The following is a 17,529-nucleotide window of genomic DNA, read 5'->3' as shown; positions in this document are numbered from 1 at the left end:
ATCGGATAGATTGCTCGGGCGGCCGTCGACCGAGGCCGGATCGAGGTGGGGGGAGTCCGACGCATGCGCGAGTCAGAACAGTCACCCCTTCTCCTCACCCGGCCGGACATCGCGAAGCTCGCCAAGGTGCAGCGCCCGGTCGTCACCGCATGGGCACAGAGGTACTGCGGCGATGATCGCCCTTTCCCGAGGCCGACCGTCGTCGACGGCGTCCTGGACAAGTTCGATGCCGATGAGGTGGTCGAGTGGCTGCGGTCGCGAGGCCTCGGTAACAACATCTCCTTCGCTGAGGACGTCGCGATCCATGCCGCGCTGGACCACAAGACCTCAATGCACCCACACGCGGTGATCGACGGCATCACGGCCCTGCTGGCCGTCAAAGTGATGTTGGGGGAGCGTCTTGGTGATCTCACGCCCGACGACCTGCTCGACGAGGTCGAAGAGCTCGACCCCGACAACGAGTTTCTCTGTGATGAGCTCGAGGCCCTCGGCGACGAACTCGCCACCTTTGCGCGGTACACGGATCGGATGTCCGACGCCGCGTTCACTTCGGTCGATGCGTTCGAGGCAGTGATGGCGCGCCGTTTCCGGATGCAGCGACCCGAACTGTCCGACAGTGCCCTCGGCGCTGCGGCGTTGTCTCTGGGAGCACGAGTGAGTGTCGCACTCGCGGAAGACACCGACACGCTGTTCATCGATCCGGCGCCGGCGAGTACTGACTTGCTGATCGCGCTGCGAGCCGCATTGCCCGAGTACGCGGAGCCGACCGTCATGACGGGAGGTTCGTCCACTCCGACTGCGCGCCTGGCGCTGCGGCGGCTCGCGGCGCACGGGTTGCGGCGCGAGAGTCCGCCGGAGGAGGGGTTCGGGGCGGACTTCAGCGTCGACCGTCCGGCGGTGTTTCTGACGCAGTACCCGTCGTCGTCCACGACTGGCTACACGGACGTCGACATCCTCGCGGAGATCGAGAACATCTCGTTGCAGATGGGTCCGGGGCAGAGCGCGGTGATCATCGGCCCGGCGGCGACGTTTGCCGACCCGCTACGTGAGCGGGAAGCCGAAGCGCTGCGTTCGGATCTGCTGCGCTCGGGTCACCTGCGTGCAGTCGTCCGATTGTCGGAGGGGTTGCTTCCCTCGCGGCCGGGTCTGTCGATGGCCCTGTGGGTACTGGGCGCGGTGGACCGAACGATTCCGGCCGCCGCTCGGCGCACGGTGTTGGCCGATCTCAGCGCTGTCGAGCTCACCGACGACGTCATCGACGGAGTGATCGCCGACGTCACTGCCGCGATAGGTCCGTGGGAGTCCGTGCGTGCACACGCCTTTCGCTTCGGCCACTTCTACAAGACTGCGGAACTGCTCGCCGCCGGCGGGGTGCTGACGGCGAAGCCGAAGGTGCACCGTCCTCCGGTCGACGCCGGTGAGGCCGCGGCACGTGTGCTCGAACTGGTGGGTGCGCTCGACAGCGCTGCCGGACTTGTCGATGGTGGGCTCGATCTGCGGGTCGAATACCGGACGACGAGGCGCCCGCGGTTCCAGACGGCCGGAGAACTGGCCGCCGCGAAGGAGCTCCGGGTGCTGCCCGGCAACCGGATCGATGCCATCGATATCGAGGCGCGCGGTTCGGTGCCGGTGATCGGTACCGACGAGATCCTCGGTCGCTGTGAAGTCGGATCGCGCGGAATCGACCGCCTCACGTTCGTCACGGACTACCCCAGTGGCCGCTACACCGAGCCGGGCGACATCGTGTTCTGCACCAGCCCGTCGTTCGGGGTGATCGTCGACGTCGAGGGGTCGTCGGTGGTGATGTGGCCGGCCCGGATCCTCCGAATCGCGGACGTGGGCGCTTCCGGGCTGGTACCCGAACTCGTTGCGCGGCATCTGCAGAGCGGCGGGGTGGGGGCCAAACCGCCGGGCGCGATCCGGGGCGGATCGGCTTGGAAGACCTGGGAGATCCCGCGAGTGCAGGCCGATCAGGTGGGTGCGGTCACTGCCGCGCTCGTCGACCTCCGGGAGCGTCGGGCAGCTGCCCGACGGCTGCTCGGCACCCTCGAAGACTTGACCACCACACTGGTGGACGGCGTGGCGCACGGAGCGCTCACCGTCGCACCGGCACCACAGACCGTCACAGAGAAAGGCTGACGATGCCACCGAGGAAGAAGTCTGCGGTTTCTGCGCCGTCGACCATGAAGGAACTCAAGGACACGCTGTGGAAGGCCGCGGACAAGCTGCGCGGGTCCATGGACGCCTCGCAGTACAAGGACGTGATCCTCGGGCTGGTGTTCCTCAAGTACGTCTCCGACGCGTTCGACGAGCGCCGCGGCCAGATCCGTGAGGAGCTGCTGGCGGAGGGGATGAACGAGGATCAGATCTCGTTTCTGATCGACGACGAGGACGAGTACGTCGGCGGCACCGTCTTCTATGTGTCGGAGACAGCGCGATGGTCGTATCTCGCGCAGAACGCTAAGGGTATTCAGGAGGCACCTGGCGTCCAGGCGCGTTCGATCGGTGAGTTGCTCGACGGCGCAATGCGTGAGCTGATGAAGTCCAATTCGAATCTCGCGGGGACGCTTCCGACCGGATTCAACACAGTCAGTGTTGACCAACGCCGACTCGGTGAGCTTGTAGATCTCTTCAATGACACCCGCTTCACCGGACTGGGCGCGACGAAGGCGCGCGACTTGCTGGGCGAGGTATACGAGTTCTTCCTCGAGAAGTTTGCGCGAGCTGAGGGTAAAAACGCCGGCGAGTTCTACACACCCGCGTGCGTTGTGCGTGTACTGGTGGAGATGCTCGAGCCCTACAGTGGCCGCGTGTACGACCCGTGCTGCGGTTCGGGTGGCATGTTCGTGCAGACAGAGAAGTTCATCGAACGCCACGGCGGGAACCCCACCGAGGTGGCCGTGTACGGTCAGGAATCGAACGAACGCACGTGGCGGTTAGCCAAGATGAACCTCGCGATCCATGGCATCACCGGCAATCTCGGGGATCGCTGGGAGGACACGTTCGCTCAGGACAAGCATCCGGATCTGTTGGCGGACTTCATCCTTGCCAATCCACCGTTCAACATCAAGGACTGGACGCGCAAGGCGGACGACAAGCGCTGGAAGTTCGGCGTTCCTCCGGTGAGTAACGCGAACTACGCGTGGATCCAGCACATCGTATCGAAGCTCGCCGAGCGTGGCAGTGCAGGCGTCGTGATGGCCAACGGGTCGATGTTGTCGAATTCCGGTGGCGAAAGAGAGATTCGGGCTAGGCTCGTCGAGGCCGATCTGGTCTCGTGCATGGTCGCACTGCCGACGCAGTTGTTCAGAACTGCCGCGATTCCAGCCTGCGTATGGTTCTTCGCGAAAGTCAAGTCGAACGGGCCGAAGGGCTCCGTCGACCGCCAAGGTCAGGTGTTGTTCGTTGACGCGCGAAACCTTGGCCACATGGTGGACCGTACAGAGCGGACGCTGAGCGACGACGACATCGCCAAGATTGCCGGCACGTTCCATGCCTGGCGCGGAACGGAATCCGCGAACGGGGCTGTCTACGAGGATGAGGCGGGTTTCTGCTACTCGGCCACGCTCGCGGACATCAAGGAAGCCGACTACGCGCTTACTCCGGGTCGGTACGTCGGCGCCGCGCCGATCGAGGAGGATGGTGAACCGATTGGCGAGAAGCTGGAGCGGTTGACCAAGGAATTGTTCGAGCAGTTCGACGAGTCGGCGCGGTTGCAGTCCGTTGTACGCGCGCAGTTGGAGCGGCTGTCATGAGTGATCAAGCCAGAGTTCGATTCGAGTCGCTATTTGCTGTTCCGCTAAGGAACGGCGTCAGCTACCCGGCGCGGCTGCGGGGCTCGGGAATTCCAATGGTCAACATGAAGGAAATCTTTGCATTCGACCGTATTGGTGACGAAGAGTGTGAACTTGTTCCGCTGACCGAACGTGAGATGCAAAATAGTCTGCTTGAATCGGGCGACCTCCTCTTCGCGCGACAGTCTTTGACTTTTGAGGGCGCTGGAAAGTGCGTTCTTGTCGCCGATAGTAGTCGAGTTCGGACCTGGGAAAGTCATCTCATTCGGGTTAGATTGGATAGCCGATTGGCGAATCCTACATATTTCTACTATTACTTTCGATCGCCTATGGGGCGTCGATCGATGGAATCGATCATTCAACAGGTTGCCGCGGCAGGGGTCAAGGGCTCAGACCTAAGGCGCCTGGACGTCCCGTGTCCGCCACTCGAAGTTCAACTCGCCGTTGGGGAGGTTCTGGGCGCAATCGACGATAAGATCGCGGCGAACAGCAAGCTTGCTGCTGCGGCTGAAGCTCTGTTAGCGGCGGAGTTTCAGTCGCTGGGTTCAGATGAGGAGGTTGGGGCTCGTGACGCGCGAGTGATGAGCGACTACTTTGAGCTCAACCCGACATGTCCGCGCCTCACCGAATCCGATCCGGTTTACGTTGATATGCAGAAGCTTCCGACTGACGGAATGCTGATCGCAGACTGGGCGTCACGTCCGGCAAAGGGCGGGGCGCGGTTCATGAACGGCGATACCCTGCTCGCGCGCATCACTCCGTGTCTTCAGAATCGGAAGACCGGCTACGTCGACTTCTTGGACGAAGGCCAGGTAGCCATCGGTTCCACTGAGTACATTGTGATCCGATCCAAGCCGGGGGTGCCGCGAGAGCTGTCCTACTTTCTCGCGACGAGCGAGAAGTTCCGGTCGTTCGCAATCCGTCACATGGTCGGTACGTCTGGTCGACAGCGCTTGTCCGCGAACGATCTTGCGGACTATCCCATCAACGATGTCGATCCCTCGGCCCTTGATCGTTGGGGCACGCGCGCGGCGCCGCTCGTGGCACGCCTCGGATTGGCGCGTGACGAATCCCGCACCCTCGCCGCCACCCGTGATGCCCTGCTTCCACGTCTGATGTCTGGGGAACTTCGCGTCCGTGATGCAGAACGTCAGGTCGAAGCGGTGCTGTGAGCGACGAGGCGCGAACGGACGCGGGGCAGCCAGGGATCGTCGAATCCGGGGCCCCACAAGTGATCGCCGACCTCGACCGAGAAGCCTGGGCGCAGCTTCGGTCGCTTGTCGAGCGGATCGATACGCGTTGGCCCGCGGACGGATCGAACTTCCGCGCCCCGTGGGACCGTGAAGACGTACCCGATCCGCTCGTGGAAGAGGTCGTGAGCTTTCTCCATGACCACGATCTAATCGTCTCCGATTTCGATCAGGCGGCGTTGAATCGGGTGGCAAACCGGCTGAACCTGATGGGCATGCGGAATCTCGCCCCGCAACTCGGTCCCACCGAGGTTCTCGCGATGATCGCCAGCACCATCGGCGTCGGTCGCACATCGGAACGGGCGACCCACAACGCGCTGGAGTTCGGATTGCTGCCGCCGCTTCTGGAACGGCTGCTCGACTTCCAACCAGGAGAGGTCCAGTAAACGCCAGACGTACTCGCTGATTGGACCGCTAAGAGCAGGGGGACAAGCAATGAACGATCGGACTACCCGGCTGCCGGAAGACGCTCTGGCGTCAATGAACCCGCAGGACATCGCCGAGCTGCGGTCACTCGTCGAACGAATCCGACTGCACGAAGGCGAATTCGGATACGTGAACCGTCTGAAGCCGATCCGGGAGGGCGCCCTGGGATTCGGCTACACGGTCGAGGACCCGCTGGCCGACGAGTCGGTGAGGTGGCTCGACTCGAAGGGTCTCCTGGATCGCGCGTTCGTCGGCGCTGCCGAGCCGGCGGTCGGGCGGCTGCCCGAGCGCGGAGACGTTGGGCCGCTTTCGATGTCGCCGAGGTGCTGGGTTTTCTGACGAGACTGGTTCTCGCTGATCGATTCTGTGAGGGCGCGCTCGTCGGTGTCTTCGACAACGGAACGATGCCGGCACTGTTCGAGCGTCTGCTCGTGTTGGTCGCGGAGTCGTAGGCGCGACACCCGCCCGAACTGTCAGTGGCGCCTGTCACAATCACATCCGAATCGGAGGGCACCCAGCCCATCCCTGCAGCATCAGGAAGATGATGAACGCCGTAACTCCGTACCTTCGCGTCCTCGCCGGATTCTTCGCCGGCGTCGTTACCTGGCTGGCGATCGTCAGCCTCGTGCAGCTCGACTTCGGCTCCGTCGCGATCTCTCTGATCATGGCTGCGGGCCTGTGGTATCTTGCCGTCGGTCGACCGATTCGCAACCACTTCGCTCGGATTAAGGCAGAGAAGGACGCCCTGGCTGCCCGGGCCCAGGCCGGGCACGAGGCGTTTCTCGCCGGCGATACCTCCGCGGCCTTCGCCCCGCCACCCGAGGCGCCTGCTAGAAAGCCTGTTCGCCGGGGCGTTGTCATCGCATCCGTGGTGGCCGCTGGGTTCGTCCTGATAGGGATCATCAGCGACATCAGTGACGGACTCGACGCCGATTCGTCGACGGAGGACATCACCGAGACGTCCGCAATGCTGGTACCGGCGCCGCCACCCGCCGCACCCGCCGGGCAGGTACCGCTCGCGCCGCAGCCGTCCTCGGCGGCGTCGGCCGGTTCGGGTACTACCCAGTCGCTGATGCCGAACGTGATGTGCATGAACCTGCAGACGGCGCAGGACACGATCCAGGAGGCCGGGGTCTACTTCTCGCGGAGCGAGGACGCGACCGGCAAGGGCCGGATGCAGATCTCGGATCGCAATTGGGTGGTCGTGGAACAACGCCCCGCAGCGGGCACTCCGATCGCCGAAGGCGATGCAGTGCTGTCGGTGGTCAAGTACGGGGAGCCCGGGGACTGCTCCTGACGCGTCCCGTTTACGAAGCTGGCACCGATACAAGGTGATTGAGGATTGACAAGTTCGGTAGACAATCTGGATGCACTGCTGAGCCAGGCGCGAGCGGCCGCACGGTCGTTGGCCGACGAGCTCGAGTTTTCGCTCGCACTCGTTCTGGAGGAGGAGTCTCTGGAGGTCGATCTCCAGCCGCGCGTATTGGCTTGGAACCGTGCCCGCACCGAACTCGCGATGGCCGTGTTCGGCGAATCCACACTGCAGGCGGGCGGACTGGCGGCCTGTGAGATTGCCATCGTCGACCGTCGCCGCGCGGTGCAACTCGAAGAGGAGTATCAGCAGGCGAAGGCGGAGATCCGCTATCTCGAACAGTCTCCGAGTGAGCTTGCGAGCGAACTCTCGGCGCTGCTCGAAAGTAAGCGTGAGCGCGTAGCGAAACTCGAAGCTGAACTGTCTGCCATTCAGCCGCCGAAACCCATTCAGTTGCCCAAGCCGGCTGCGGCGCCGCAACCGAATGCCAAACCGGCTCCGCCGGTACCGGTTCCACAGGCGCAAGCGAAGCCGGCTCCGAGTCCGAAGCCCGTTCCGGCACCGCGGCCGAAACGCTGCGGAGTGTGCCTGGCGGTCAAGACCTTGTCGCGGTATGAGGACCGCTGGCGCTGCGCAACCTGCCTACACCTGGAGGAGGAGATCGCTTTGGCACGGAGGGCCCTCGCAGCGCTCGGAGAGCCACCGCTGGAGAAGGCGGTACCGAGCGAGGTTCCCGGGATGGCGAAGATTCGCGCGGAGGGTCGCGACGCGATACATGCACTCGCCTCGCGGCGTCGCCAGCCATCCGCCGTCGTGCCGTCTCGGACGGTTACGGGCACGCCGCGGAATGTGCCGCAGAAGTCGGCTCCCGCGCTCGGCAAGCAACGGCGGAACGGGTCTCGCTGACCGAGAACCACTTCAGCCGAGGATAGTGGAGGACGGGATGGACGAATCTGACGATCGCCGCACCGATGCCGAAGCGCTCGCCGCGGGCATGCACGTCGACAAGGAGCGCGTCGCCGAGATCGCGCGTCGAGTGGCGCAGCGCTCGGCAGAACTGAACCGACGCCTCGCCCAGGGGTCGGGGGAGTGAGAACGCGGCAAACGCCTGAGATTGTCGGAGGGCTCCACTAGAGTCGAAAGCATGTTCGATACGGGGGTGTTGGCTGAGGCGGCGGACGCGGATGTGGCCGCCGTCCTCGTCGAGCGGCACGCCCGTATCGCGCGTGAACAGTTCAGTGAGATCGATGCGGTGACAACGCTGTTTGTCACCCGCTGCGAAGAGGATGCGCGTCTCGGTAGGAACGAGGCGCACCACGGCGAGTTCGCGCACGTCGAGGTGGCCGGCCTCCTCGGGCTCACTGAGGTGTCCGCCCGGCGAATGATCGGGCTCGGCTGTGACCTGCGGTGGCGACTGCATCAGGTTCGTGCCCAGTTCCAGGCTGGGCGGATCGACCTCGCGAAAGCCCACGCGCTGTCGGAGGCGCTGGCGAATGTCTCCGACGACAAGCTGGAGAAGATCGAGCGCTGCCTGCTCGACGGTGCGGCGCAGTCGACCACCACGCGACTGAAGGAGCGTGCCCGACGTCTGATTGCGAGGCTCGACCCTGACGGCGCGCGAGAACGGCGCCGACGTGCTGCCGAGGACCGCGACGTGAGAGTAATTGCTGGCGACCACGCGATGTCGCACCTGGACGGACTGCTGCCCGCCGAGGGCGGTCGTATCGTCGCAACCCGACTCCGGGCCATGAGCTTCGACGTCTGCGGACACGACCCACGGACCCATGCGCAGCGCCGGGCAGACGCGCTCGTCGCTCTCGCCGCCGGCCACACCCACCTCGAGTGCCGCTGCGGCAGCGTGGATTGCACCGCCCGCACCGACACCACAGCGAAGAACCGCGCCGGCGTCCAGGTACAGGTGCTCGTCGGAGTCGATGCGTCGACACTGCTGGGACTCGACGACGCCCCCGGGTACCTGTCGGGACACGGCGCGATAGACGCCGATCTGGCCCGCGAACTCGCTGCGGACGCCACGTGGAAGCAGGTCCTGACGCTTTCCGCGGCAGATCGAGCCAGGCTCACCGGCGACAGCAACACCGGGCCGGTGCTCGGGATCGGACCGACACTTCCGTCCCCCGAACAATCTCCACAATCGCTCGCTTCCAGAACGCGAGAACGATTGCGGGCAACAACCTATCGTTCGAGCTCCCAATTGGCGGACATCGTCAGGACACGGGACGGCGTGTGCCGCTTCCCGAACTGCGCCGCGCCCGCCACCGCGTGCGACCTCGACCACACGGTCCCGTTCGATCATGAGAACCCGGATCGCGGCGGGCTCACCGTCGAATCGAATCTGGCCTGCCTGTGCCGGACCCATCACCGGCTCAAGACACTCGGCTACTGGACCGTCCGCCAAGTCGGGCAAGGCCGGCTCGAGTGGATCGATCCCACCGGTCGTACCACCGTGACAGATCCGCAGGGGCCGTTCTCCCATTCGGCGTCGCAGCCGAGTCTCCGCGCCGGCCTCGATCCGCGACTCGTCGATCGGCTTACCGGCTCACGAACCCTTGCACGGCTCCGGTATTCCAAGGCCGAACTCGACCTCGACTATCTCCTCGAAAGCTGGGTCCCCGCACGCCTTCGAGGGCATGGAGCCGCCCGGCCGCCGGCGCCGCCCACGGTCGTCGAGTGCGACGACACCGCGCCCTTCTGAGCTCGGTGCGTCAAACCGCGAAGGCCGCGACGGCTCCCAACCAGCCGCGACGATTTCCTGTCAGCCCAGCCATCCCTGCGGGCCCCACACCGAACCCGGATGATCGCGCTCCGCCAGCGCCGAGAACACGTCGGTCAGCTCCTCATAGTCCGCGTCGTCGAAGAACCTATCGAAGATGAGCTGCGCGACGGTGTTCATGAGGTCGAGCGGCAGGGCGATACAGTGCGCGGTCGCCACATTCAGGCCGGCGAGGATCGCCTCGTACGGTTCACCGCAGGAGGCGGCGTTCCTGACCAGACGCACCAGGTGATCCGGCGCCGAATCCACTGCCTTGCACAGGTCGTTTGCCGTCGGAAGCACCAGGTTCCTCGGATAGTCGTCCGGCAGTTCGTTGAACACGACCCCGTCGCTACTGAGCGGATACGCGGTGACCACACGCGGCTCCTCATCCGGTCGGTGCCGCCACACAACGCACACCCAGACACCGTCGAACTCGCGTTCGTCGAACACCGTCCAGCCGATGACCGTCCGCGAGTGCGGCTCGACCGTCGTCGACTCGATCCGGCTCATCACCGTCTCCCGGGACCAGGCAGCGGGAAATTCCGTCTTGCCGGGAAGCCCGACCCCCGATCCGTGCCCGCCGGCGGGAGGCCGGATCAGGGCTGCGACGTAGTCCTCCGCGAGTTCCCGCGACGAGGGGGTCGAGACGGGCTCGGGGTGCTCCTCGGTCCAGTCCTCCACAGCGTTGCGCCGCAGCCACTCCTGCGGGCCGAGCTCGCCGATCTCCTCCGCGAACAGGCTCACAACCGGCAGCGGGTGCGCGTACGGGGGAGCGCCCAGCCGGTCACAGAAGGCACGGATGCGCTCGTGTGGCACGACCACGCGGTACACCGGTTCCGCCAGCATCGGGACGGAGCCCGAGGCGTACGCCGCGAACTCGAACCGATCGCTGCCCGCGCCGATGAAGAGCTTCCGGCCCTCCGGGTCCGGACCGATCCCGACGAACGCGGAGTCCACGGCGTGCGTTCCGACGAGACAATGTGTGCCGAGCGTGTCGTGCCGCGTCGTCCTCGGATGGGCGCCGGATGTTCGATCCGCCTGCCAGAGAACCAGATCGAGGAAGAGCTCGCGGACCAGGCGTCGATCGTCCGCGTCGAGATCCTGTGCCTGCACTTGCGCGAGGACCGGACTGTCGTCGACCCCCGACGGCCGAAACAGCGCGTCGTGAGCATCGCACCACCCCGCGACAGTGCCACCGGCGCTGTCGATCACCGCCTGGATGACTGCCACCCGATCGGCCTCTCGAAAGTTGTTCCGGCCCAGCGGCTCGACGCGCACGGAGGACTCGGGAATCAGCCTCCAGCCCGTGTATGGCCCGATACTTTCCCGCACCCGAGGATCGGTCCGTTCGTCAGGCTTGACGAAGTGATCCCAGATGTCGTGCGCACTCGCCGGCCGGGCATCGAGCAGGCCACTGTGATCGTCGAGCCTGTCGAGCAGTTCGTCGAGTACTTCCCGGGTCGGGACTGCGGTATGGCGGCGTGGATCCTCGCCCCGGTGCCAGACGCCGTCGACGCCGGTGAGGTGGTAGACGACCTCCGGGTCGGGTGAGGCTACCAGCGCGTCGTCGTTGAGCATTGTGATCTCGATGCGGTCGGCCGCCGGCTGCGCGAGATGCAGCCAGAGCGCGCAGGCGTCGAAATAGTGGAACGCCGATGCCGCAGATTCGACGGCCGCGGCGTGCGGCGCGGACATCGAACTGGGCCGCACCGCTCCGCTGGCGCCCCAGCGAGCAGGATTGTGTGTGTGGACGATTCCGCGCCGTGGCCCCACGGTGTACTCCAGTGTGGCGATGCGGTCGGCGGCCGAGCCGGTCATGCTTGTTCCTCCCCTTGATCTGCTTTACGAAATATGTCGGTGCGGGCGCGGGCACCCCCCAGCGCTCGCGCCCGCCCGATCGGGCCCTCTACCGGAGGGCGACGCGTGAGCCGCTCGAGAACATCGAGTCGTGCAGTTCCATCTCGGCCGGCGCGGTGTCGGCGGGCATGTCGTAGACGACCTTCATCGTCACCTTGTTGCCCGGGTTGATTTCGTCCCAGACCGAGACGTCTGAGTCGAGGGCGATTCCCGCCGACGTGTCGGCGGTGAACTTGCGCCCCTGGGAGTCGTACAGCTCCTGGTCGCTCGGGCTCAGTCCCTTCGGCTTGTCCGAGGTGTTCTGCACAGTCATCGTCACGATCACGAACTGTCCCTGCGCCTTCTTGGTGAGGAACGGGTTGTCGCCGACGGTGCCGAGCCCTGTCTCGACGTCTGTGACGACGAACTCGAACTTGCCGTCACGGACCGGTGCGTTCAATCCGGGCAGGGCCTTCTTCGCGGCCGGTGCCGGTGCCGGTGCCGGTGCGGGCGCCGCCGGAGCCGCGGGTGCTGCCGCGTCGACCGCGACGACGTCTGCTGCCGCTGTCTGACCGTCGGCGGGTGTCGCGTCGTCCTTGCCGTTGCTGATCGCGCTGATCACCACGACGGCGGCGATGGCACCCACCACCCACGGCCACTTCTTGGACTTCTTCTTCGGCGGCTGGACCGCCGGGGGAGTGGCCGGGAACTGGTTGGGCTGTCCGGGCAGGGGATTCTGGGGAGCGGTCATGGTCGACCTTTCTGATGGATGTCGAATGAGATGGAAGCTGGGCGTCAGTCGCCCAGTGAGAGCGCGACGCCGTTCTCGGCTTCGGCTTCGGTGAAGGACAGGCCGCCGCGGTGGGCGATCTCGACCTCGTAGAACTTGCTGCCGCGCGGGACATCGGTGACGGTGAAGTCGAAGATGCAGTAGCCGGAGCTGCCGCTGCTGCCGGTGAAGTGGCCCTTCGCCAGCAGGGTTCCGGACTCGTCCGAAACCGTCACCGCCGCAGAGGAAGACAGATCGCTGTATCCGCCGGCCCCGGCACACGTGAATCCGGTCGGAAGTCCGCTCGAGGTGGTCTTGCCCGTGAGCGTGATCATCCCGGTGATGTCGAACGAGCCGGGTGCACTCGCGGCCCGGACGGCGGTGACGACACCGAACGCGATGCCGACTGCCGCCGCGGTAGCGGCGACGCCGGCACTCAGTCCGATCCAGAACGGCCGCTTGCCCGACGGCTGCGTCGACGGGGTGTCGACGACGGTCGTTCCAAGCGGATCGGACGAGGGCTCGGGCCCGAGAAGAGCGGTCACAACGGACTCCCTGGTTCGGTTGAGGTGATGACCACATCGTGAGGACCGGAGAAGCGCAATGCCAAAGAGATTCCTGATAACTGGGGTTATCGGATGTGGCGATGTGACCTTCGATGACCATTGCGGGTGCCCGGTACTGTTTGCCCTGTTGTGTTGTTGTGAGGGAGGACATAGCAGTGATCGAAAGCCGCGCGCTGACCGAGAACGACTGGGAGCAGATGGCCCTCGACGTTCTCGGTGAACTCGGGTGGAGGCCCACTGCGGGAGCGGACATCGCGCCCGGTTCGGGTGAACGGGCATCGTGGGACGAGCTTCTGATCGTGCCGCGCCTGCGCGCGTCGATCGCGCGGTTCAATCCGCAATTGCCCGACCACGTCGTGGACGAGGCCGTCGCCGCCGTCGCGACGGCAGGGTCGACCGATGCCATCGCGGAGAACGAGGCGATCCACCAGTTCCTCACCGAGGGGCTCCGGAAGATCACCTACGTCGACGAGTCGGGTGAGGAGATCACCCCGACCATCCGGCTGCTGTCGGCGGAACCCGACGACAACGACTGGCTCGCGGTCAACCAGGTGACGCTGGTGAAGGGCGACTATCACCGGCGATTCGACGTCGTGCTGTACCTGAACGGGATGCCGGTCAGCGTCATCGAGCTCAAGAAGGCCGGAGCCGAGAACGCCGGCCTGGTCCAGGCGCACGCACAGCTGCGGACGTATCTGAAGGAGTTCCCGCTCGCCTTCAGATTCGCTGTCTTCAACGTGATCTCGGACGGAATCACCGCGCGGTACGGAACGCCGTTCACGCCCTTCAACCACTTTTCGCCCTGGAACGTCGACGACTACGGCACCCCCGTCACGACCGAGACCCTCACCGACGGCACGACGCCGCTCGACACCGCGCTGTACGGACTGTTCAACCAGGAACGCTTCCTGCAGCTGCTCCGCCACTTCACCGCCTTCGACCGGGACGAGAACGGTCTGCTGAAGCGGATTGCCAAGCCGCACCAGTACTTCGCGGTGAGCAAGGCGGTCGGCAAGACGGTGCAGGCGGTGGCCAGCAACGGCAAGGCTGGCGTCGTGTGGCACACCCAGGGCTCGGGCAAGTCCATGGAGATGGAGTTGTACGCCAACCAGGTGATCCGACACCCGGCGCTCGCCAACCCGACGGTCGTGGTGATCACCGACCGCACAGAACTCGATGGCCAACTCTACGAGACGTTCCTGCGGTCGCGGCTGCTTCCCGAACAGCCGCAGCAGGTGCGCAAGCGCGAGGAGCTCCGGCAGGAACTGTCCGGCCGTACCACCGGTGGCATCTACTTCACCACGTTGCAGAAGTTCGGTCGCACCAAGGACGAGCGGGATTCCGGTGCCAGCCATCCACTCCTGACCGCCCGCCGCAACGTCATCGTCGTCGTGGACGAGGCGCACCGCAGTCACTACGACAACCTCGACGGCTACGCACGACACCTGCGCGACGCACTGCCTCACGCCACGTTGATCGCGTTCACCGGTACGCCGATCTCGTTCGAGGACCGCAATACTCGCGACGTCTTCGGTGACTACATCGACATCTACGACCTGACCCGGGCCGTCGAAGACGGCGCCACCGTTCCGGTCTACTTCGAGAGCCGGCTCGTGAAGGTGTCCTTCGCCGAGGATGTTTCGGAACAGGATCTGGATGCGTCGGCCGACGAGGCGACCATCGGGCTCGACGACACCGAACGTGATCGCATCGAGAAGAGCGTGGCGGTCATCAACGCCGTCTACGGTGCCCCTGCCCGGCTGAAGAAGCTCGCAGCGGACATCGTCGAGCACTGGGAGATCCGACGGGCCGCGATGCGTGCCTTCGTCGATTCCGAGGACAACCCGACCGCCACGGGCAAGGCGATGATCGTCGGAGCCACCCGCGAGATCTGCGCCAACCTGTATCGGGAGATCGTGGCGCTGCGTCCCGACTGGCACACCGACAGTCTGTCCACCGGCAGGATCAAGGTCGTCTACTCCGGAAACCCCAGCGACGAGCCGCCGATCAGCGACCACGTGCGTCGCGACTCCGAGAACGCCGCGATCAAGAAGCGCATCAAGGACATCGACGACGAACTCGAACTCGTCATCGTCAAGGACATGATGCTCACCGGCTTCGACGCGCCGCCGCTGCACACGATGTACCTCGACCGGCCGCTCAAGGGCGCCCTGCTGATGCAGGCGCTGGCGCGGGTGAACCGCACCTTCCGCGGCAAGCAGGACGGCCTGCTCGTCGCGTACGCGCCGTTGGCCGACAATCTCGCGCACGCGCTGGCCGAGTACACGGAGACGGATCAGCAGCAGAAGCCGATGGGGCGCGACATCGACGCCGCCGTCGACACCGCGAAGAACCTCATCACGATCATCGAGAACATCCTGCACGGCTTCGACTGGCGGTCGCAGCTTCAGAAACCCGGTCCGCGAGCCTACTTCGATGCCGCCAATGCGACAGTCAACTATCTGAGGGATCCGCGCAATCCCGAGAACCAGGTGGGGGAGGGTGAGGAGACCCTCGCGGCCCGCTACCGCAAGTTCGCGTCGCAACTCTCGCGGACCTGGGCCATCTGCGGTAGCCACGAGGCGCTCCGCGAGCAGGCCCCGATCGCGCAGTTCTTCGAGGAAGTGCGCATCTACATGGCCAAGTGGGATGCGGAGGAACGCTACGCGCGTGGTCAGGCCGTGCCCGAGGACGTCCAGCGGGCACTGCGGCAGCTGATGGCGGCGTCGGTCGAATCCGGTGAGGTCCTCGACATCTACGACGCGGCCGGGATGCCGAAGCCCTCGTTGGGTGACATCAATGTCGATTTCATCCGCAAGGCGCAGGAAGCGAAGAACCCCAACCTCGCGATCGAGGCGTTGCGGAAGCTGATCAACGACGAGGCGCAGAAGGCCGCCAAGCACAACGTGATACGGCTCCGCGCCTTCTCGGAGAAGCTCCAGTCGTTGATGGTGAAGTACACCAACAGTCAGCTCACCTCCGCCGAGGTGATCGCCGCGCTCGTCGAGATGGCGAAGGAGGTGGCCGCCGAATCGGATCGAGGCAACCGATTCACGCCGCCGCTCGACGACAACGAGCTCGCGTTCTACGACGCTGTCGCACAGAACGAGTCGGCCGTCGAGGAACAGGGGGAGGGCAAGCTCGCGGACATCGCCCGCGACCTCGTGGCGGTGATGCGTCGTGACGCGTCGACCGACTGGACCGTCCGAGAGGACGTCAAGGCTCGCCTGCGATCACAGATCAAGCGCCTGCTGACCCGGCACGGCTATCCGCCGGATCGCCAGCCGGCCGCGATCAAGCTCGTCATCGAGCAGATGGAGGCCATCGCCCCGACGATGGCGGCCTGAGCGGCGGACCGGCTGCGCCCTCAGTGCAGCCGGTTCTGTGCGGCCTCCAGGCCGAGCTGGAGGACCAGTTCGGCAGCGTCGGCGGCTTCCTCGCAGACCAGGTCGAGTTCCTTGCGTTCGACGCTCGAGAACGGCTTGAGCACGTAGTCGGCGGGATCCTGACGTCCCGGGGGCCGGCCGATGCCGACGCGGGTGCGCAGGTAGTCCTTGGTGCCGAGGGAGTTCGAGATCGAGCGCAGCCCGTTGTGGCCGCCCTCGCCGCCGCCGAGCTTGAGGCGGATAGTGCCGAAGTCGAGGTCCAGTTCGTCGTGCACGACGACGATGTTCTCCGGCTCGACGGAGAAGAACCGGGCCAGACCGGATACCGCACCGCCCGACAGGTTCATGTACGACCGGGGCTTCGCGAGGATCACCTGCCGCCCAGCGATCCGGGTCTGGACGATCTCGGCGCCGCTGCGCTTGTGGGCGCTGAACTTTCCGCTCACTCGCCCGGCGAGCAGGTCGGCCACCATGAATCCGATGTTGTGGCGGGTCTTCTCGTACTGGGGCCCGGGGTTGCCCAGGCCGACCACCAACGCGGTGCCGTTCTCGTCGCTCACCGAGGTGTCCTTTCACGATCCGTGTCGTACGACGGCAGCGTCATACGACTGCAGCGCTACAAAGCAACGGCGCGCCGAACCCGAATCGGGTTCGGCGCGCCGCACGACGTTCAGCGTGGAGCTGCTCAGGCCTCTTCGGCCGGAGCCTCGGCAGCGGCCTCGGCCTCGGTGGGCTCGGCGGCCTGAGCGGCAACGATGTTGACGAGCAGCAGATCCGCATCGTCAGCCAGGGTTGCACCCTTCGGCAGCGTGACGCCACCGGCGAGGAACTGGGTGCCGATCTCGGCGCCCTCGATGGAGATCTCGACGTTCTCGGGGATGTGCAGCGCCTCGACCTCGAGCTTGATGGTGTTGGCCTCTTCGGTGACGAGCGCGCCGGGAGCAGCAACACCGGTGAGGACGACGGGAACCTCGACCGAGACCTTCTCGCCCTTCTGGACGATCAGCAGGTCGGTGTGCTCGATGTAGCGGCGGATCGGGTGGACGACGACCGACTTGGTCAGCGCCAGCTGCTCCTTGCCGTCGACCTCGAGCGTCATGACGACGTTGGTGCCGTGTGCGCGCAGGATGGCGGCGAACTCACGAGCCGGGAGGTTCAGGTGCTGCGGGTCGGTGCCGTGGCCGTACAGGACGGCGGGAACCTGGCCATCGCGACGAGCACGACGGGCGGCACCCTTACCGAACTCGGTACGCGCGGAGGCTACGAGGCGATTGGCGTCAGACATTTTGAACGGCTCCTACAACTCACGTGAGATTTCGCTGGCGGTCGGTCGTCGTCGCGGGAGAGGCGGACGGACACGGACGGCCGGGGAGCAGTGCAGACTGCTCGAGCGGAGCCGTAGCCGCGTCGATCACGG

16 protein-coding genes are annotated in these 17,529 nt (G+C 65.4%); 11 read left to right on the top strand and 5 right to left on the bottom strand.

The annotated features are described in order from the left end of the window. Nucleotides 1–63 precede the first annotated feature (63 nt). The 10 genes from J2X34_RS08555 to J2X34_RS08510 all read left to right on the top strand — a co-directional run bounded on the left by J2X34_RS08555 (nt 64) and on the right by J2X34_RS08510 (nt 9,495). Complete coding sequence (locus J2X34_RS08555) at nt 64–2,139, top strand: hypothetical protein (protein ID WP_429516599.1); 2,076 nt, start codon at nt 64–66, stop codon at nt 2,137–2,139. A 2-nt stretch (nt 2,140–2,141) separates the two neighbouring features. Further along, nucleotides 2,142–3,755, top strand: a complete 1,614-nt coding sequence (locus tag J2X34_RS08550) for a type I restriction-modification system subunit M (RefSeq protein ID WP_429516597.1) — start codon at nt 2,142–2,144, stop codon at nt 3,753–3,755. Then, the gene (locus J2X34_RS08545; protein WP_429516595.1) at nt 3,752–4,966 is read left to right on the top strand and encodes a hypothetical protein; all 1,215 of its coding nucleotides are present in this window, start codon (nt 3,752–3,754) and stop codon (nt 4,964–4,966) included. The genes J2X34_RS08550 and J2X34_RS08545 overlap by 4 nt, the downstream gene beginning before the upstream one ends. Continuing rightward, nucleotides 4,963–5,430: a hypothetical protein gene (locus tag J2X34_RS08540; protein WP_429516594.1), complete on the top strand. Its 468-nt coding sequence runs from the start codon at nt 4,963–4,965 to the stop codon at nt 5,428–5,430. The genes J2X34_RS08545 and J2X34_RS08540 overlap by 4 nt, the downstream gene beginning before the upstream one ends. Nucleotides 5,431–5,479: 49 nt before the next feature. Continuing rightward, on the top strand, nt 5,480–5,809 hold the full coding sequence (locus tag J2X34_RS08535) for a hypothetical protein (protein ID WP_429516591.1): 330 nt from the start codon (nt 5,480–5,482) through the stop codon (nt 5,807–5,809). Then, the gene (locus J2X34_RS08530) at nt 5,794–5,922 is read left to right on the top strand and encodes a DUF6508 domain-containing protein (protein ID WP_429516589.1); all 129 of its coding nucleotides are present in this window, start codon (nt 5,794–5,796) and stop codon (nt 5,920–5,922) included. The genes J2X34_RS08535 and J2X34_RS08530 overlap by 16 nt, the downstream gene beginning before the upstream one ends. An 89-nt stretch (nt 5,923–6,011) precedes the next feature. Beyond that, the gene (locus J2X34_RS08525) at nt 6,012–6,767 is read left to right on the top strand and encodes a PASTA domain-containing protein (RefSeq protein ID WP_429516587.1); all 756 of its coding nucleotides are present in this window, start codon (nt 6,012–6,014) and stop codon (nt 6,765–6,767) included. A gap of 45 nt (nt 6,768–6,812) precedes the next feature. Then, complete coding sequence (locus tag J2X34_RS08520) at nt 6,813–7,688, top strand: hypothetical protein (RefSeq protein WP_429516585.1); 876 nt, start codon at nt 6,813–6,815, stop codon at nt 7,686–7,688. A gap of 37 nt (nt 7,689–7,725) precedes the next feature. Continuing rightward, nucleotides 7,726–7,875, top strand: coding sequence for a hypothetical protein (locus J2X34_RS08515; RefSeq protein WP_429516583.1), 150 nt, complete (start codon nt 7,726–7,728; stop codon nt 7,873–7,875). A gap of 51 nt (nt 7,876–7,926) precedes the next feature. Then, a complete protein-coding gene (locus tag J2X34_RS08510) occupies nt 7,927–9,495 on the top strand; it encodes a DUF222 domain-containing protein (protein ID WP_429516581.1) in 1,569 nt (522 codons plus the stop codon). Between the two features lie 60 nt (nt 9,496–9,555). Here J2X34_RS08510 and J2X34_RS08505 read toward each other — a convergent pair whose 3' ends face one another. From J2X34_RS08505 to J2X34_RS08495, 3 genes are all read right to left on the bottom strand, one after another. Beyond that, a complete protein-coding gene (locus J2X34_RS08505; RefSeq protein ID WP_429516579.1) occupies nt 9,556–11,373 on the bottom strand; it encodes a hypothetical protein in 1,818 nt (605 codons plus the stop codon). 88 nt (nt 11,374–11,461) lie between these two features. Next, on the bottom strand, nt 11,462–12,142 hold the full coding sequence (locus J2X34_RS08500) for a DUF4352 domain-containing protein (protein ID WP_429516577.1): 681 nt from the start codon (nt 12,140–12,142) through the stop codon (nt 11,462–11,464). Nucleotides 12,143–12,186: 44 nt separating this feature from the next. Beyond that, complete coding sequence (locus J2X34_RS08495) at nt 12,187–12,705, bottom strand: hypothetical protein (protein ID WP_429516575.1); 519 nt, start codon at nt 12,703–12,705, stop codon at nt 12,187–12,189. Nucleotides 12,706–12,881: 176 nt separating this feature from the next. On the opposite strand from J2X34_RS08495, the gene J2X34_RS08490 reads away from it, so the two are divergent. Beyond that, on the top strand, nt 12,882–16,073 hold the full coding sequence (locus J2X34_RS08490; RefSeq protein ID WP_302675477.1) for a type I restriction endonuclease subunit R: 3,192 nt from the start codon (nt 12,882–12,884) through the stop codon (nt 16,071–16,073). A gap of 20 nt (nt 16,074–16,093) precedes the next feature. Here the strand turns inward: J2X34_RS08490 and pth are convergent, their stop codons facing one another. Then, nucleotides 16,094–16,672, bottom strand: coding sequence for an aminoacyl-tRNA hydrolase (gene pth / locus J2X34_RS08485; protein ID WP_114718270.1), 579 nt, complete (start codon nt 16,670–16,672; stop codon nt 16,094–16,096). A gap of 125 nt (nt 16,673–16,797) precedes the next feature. Beyond that, nucleotides 16,798–17,397 (bottom strand): 50S ribosomal protein L25/general stress protein Ctc, encoded by a 600-nt coding sequence (locus J2X34_RS08480; RefSeq protein WP_114718271.1) that lies wholly within the window; start codon nt 17,395–17,397, stop codon nt 16,798–16,800. Nucleotides 17,398–17,529: the final 132 nt, after the last annotated feature.

Origin of the sequence: Rhodococcus sp. BE178 (genome assembly GCF_050433545.1) — a bacterium.
Classification (GTDB): Bacteria; Actinomycetota; Actinomycetes; order Mycobacteriales; family Mycobacteriaceae; genus Prescottella.
Note: the sequence above shows the minus strand (reverse complement) of the source record. Positions and strands in the feature narration are given on the sequence as shown.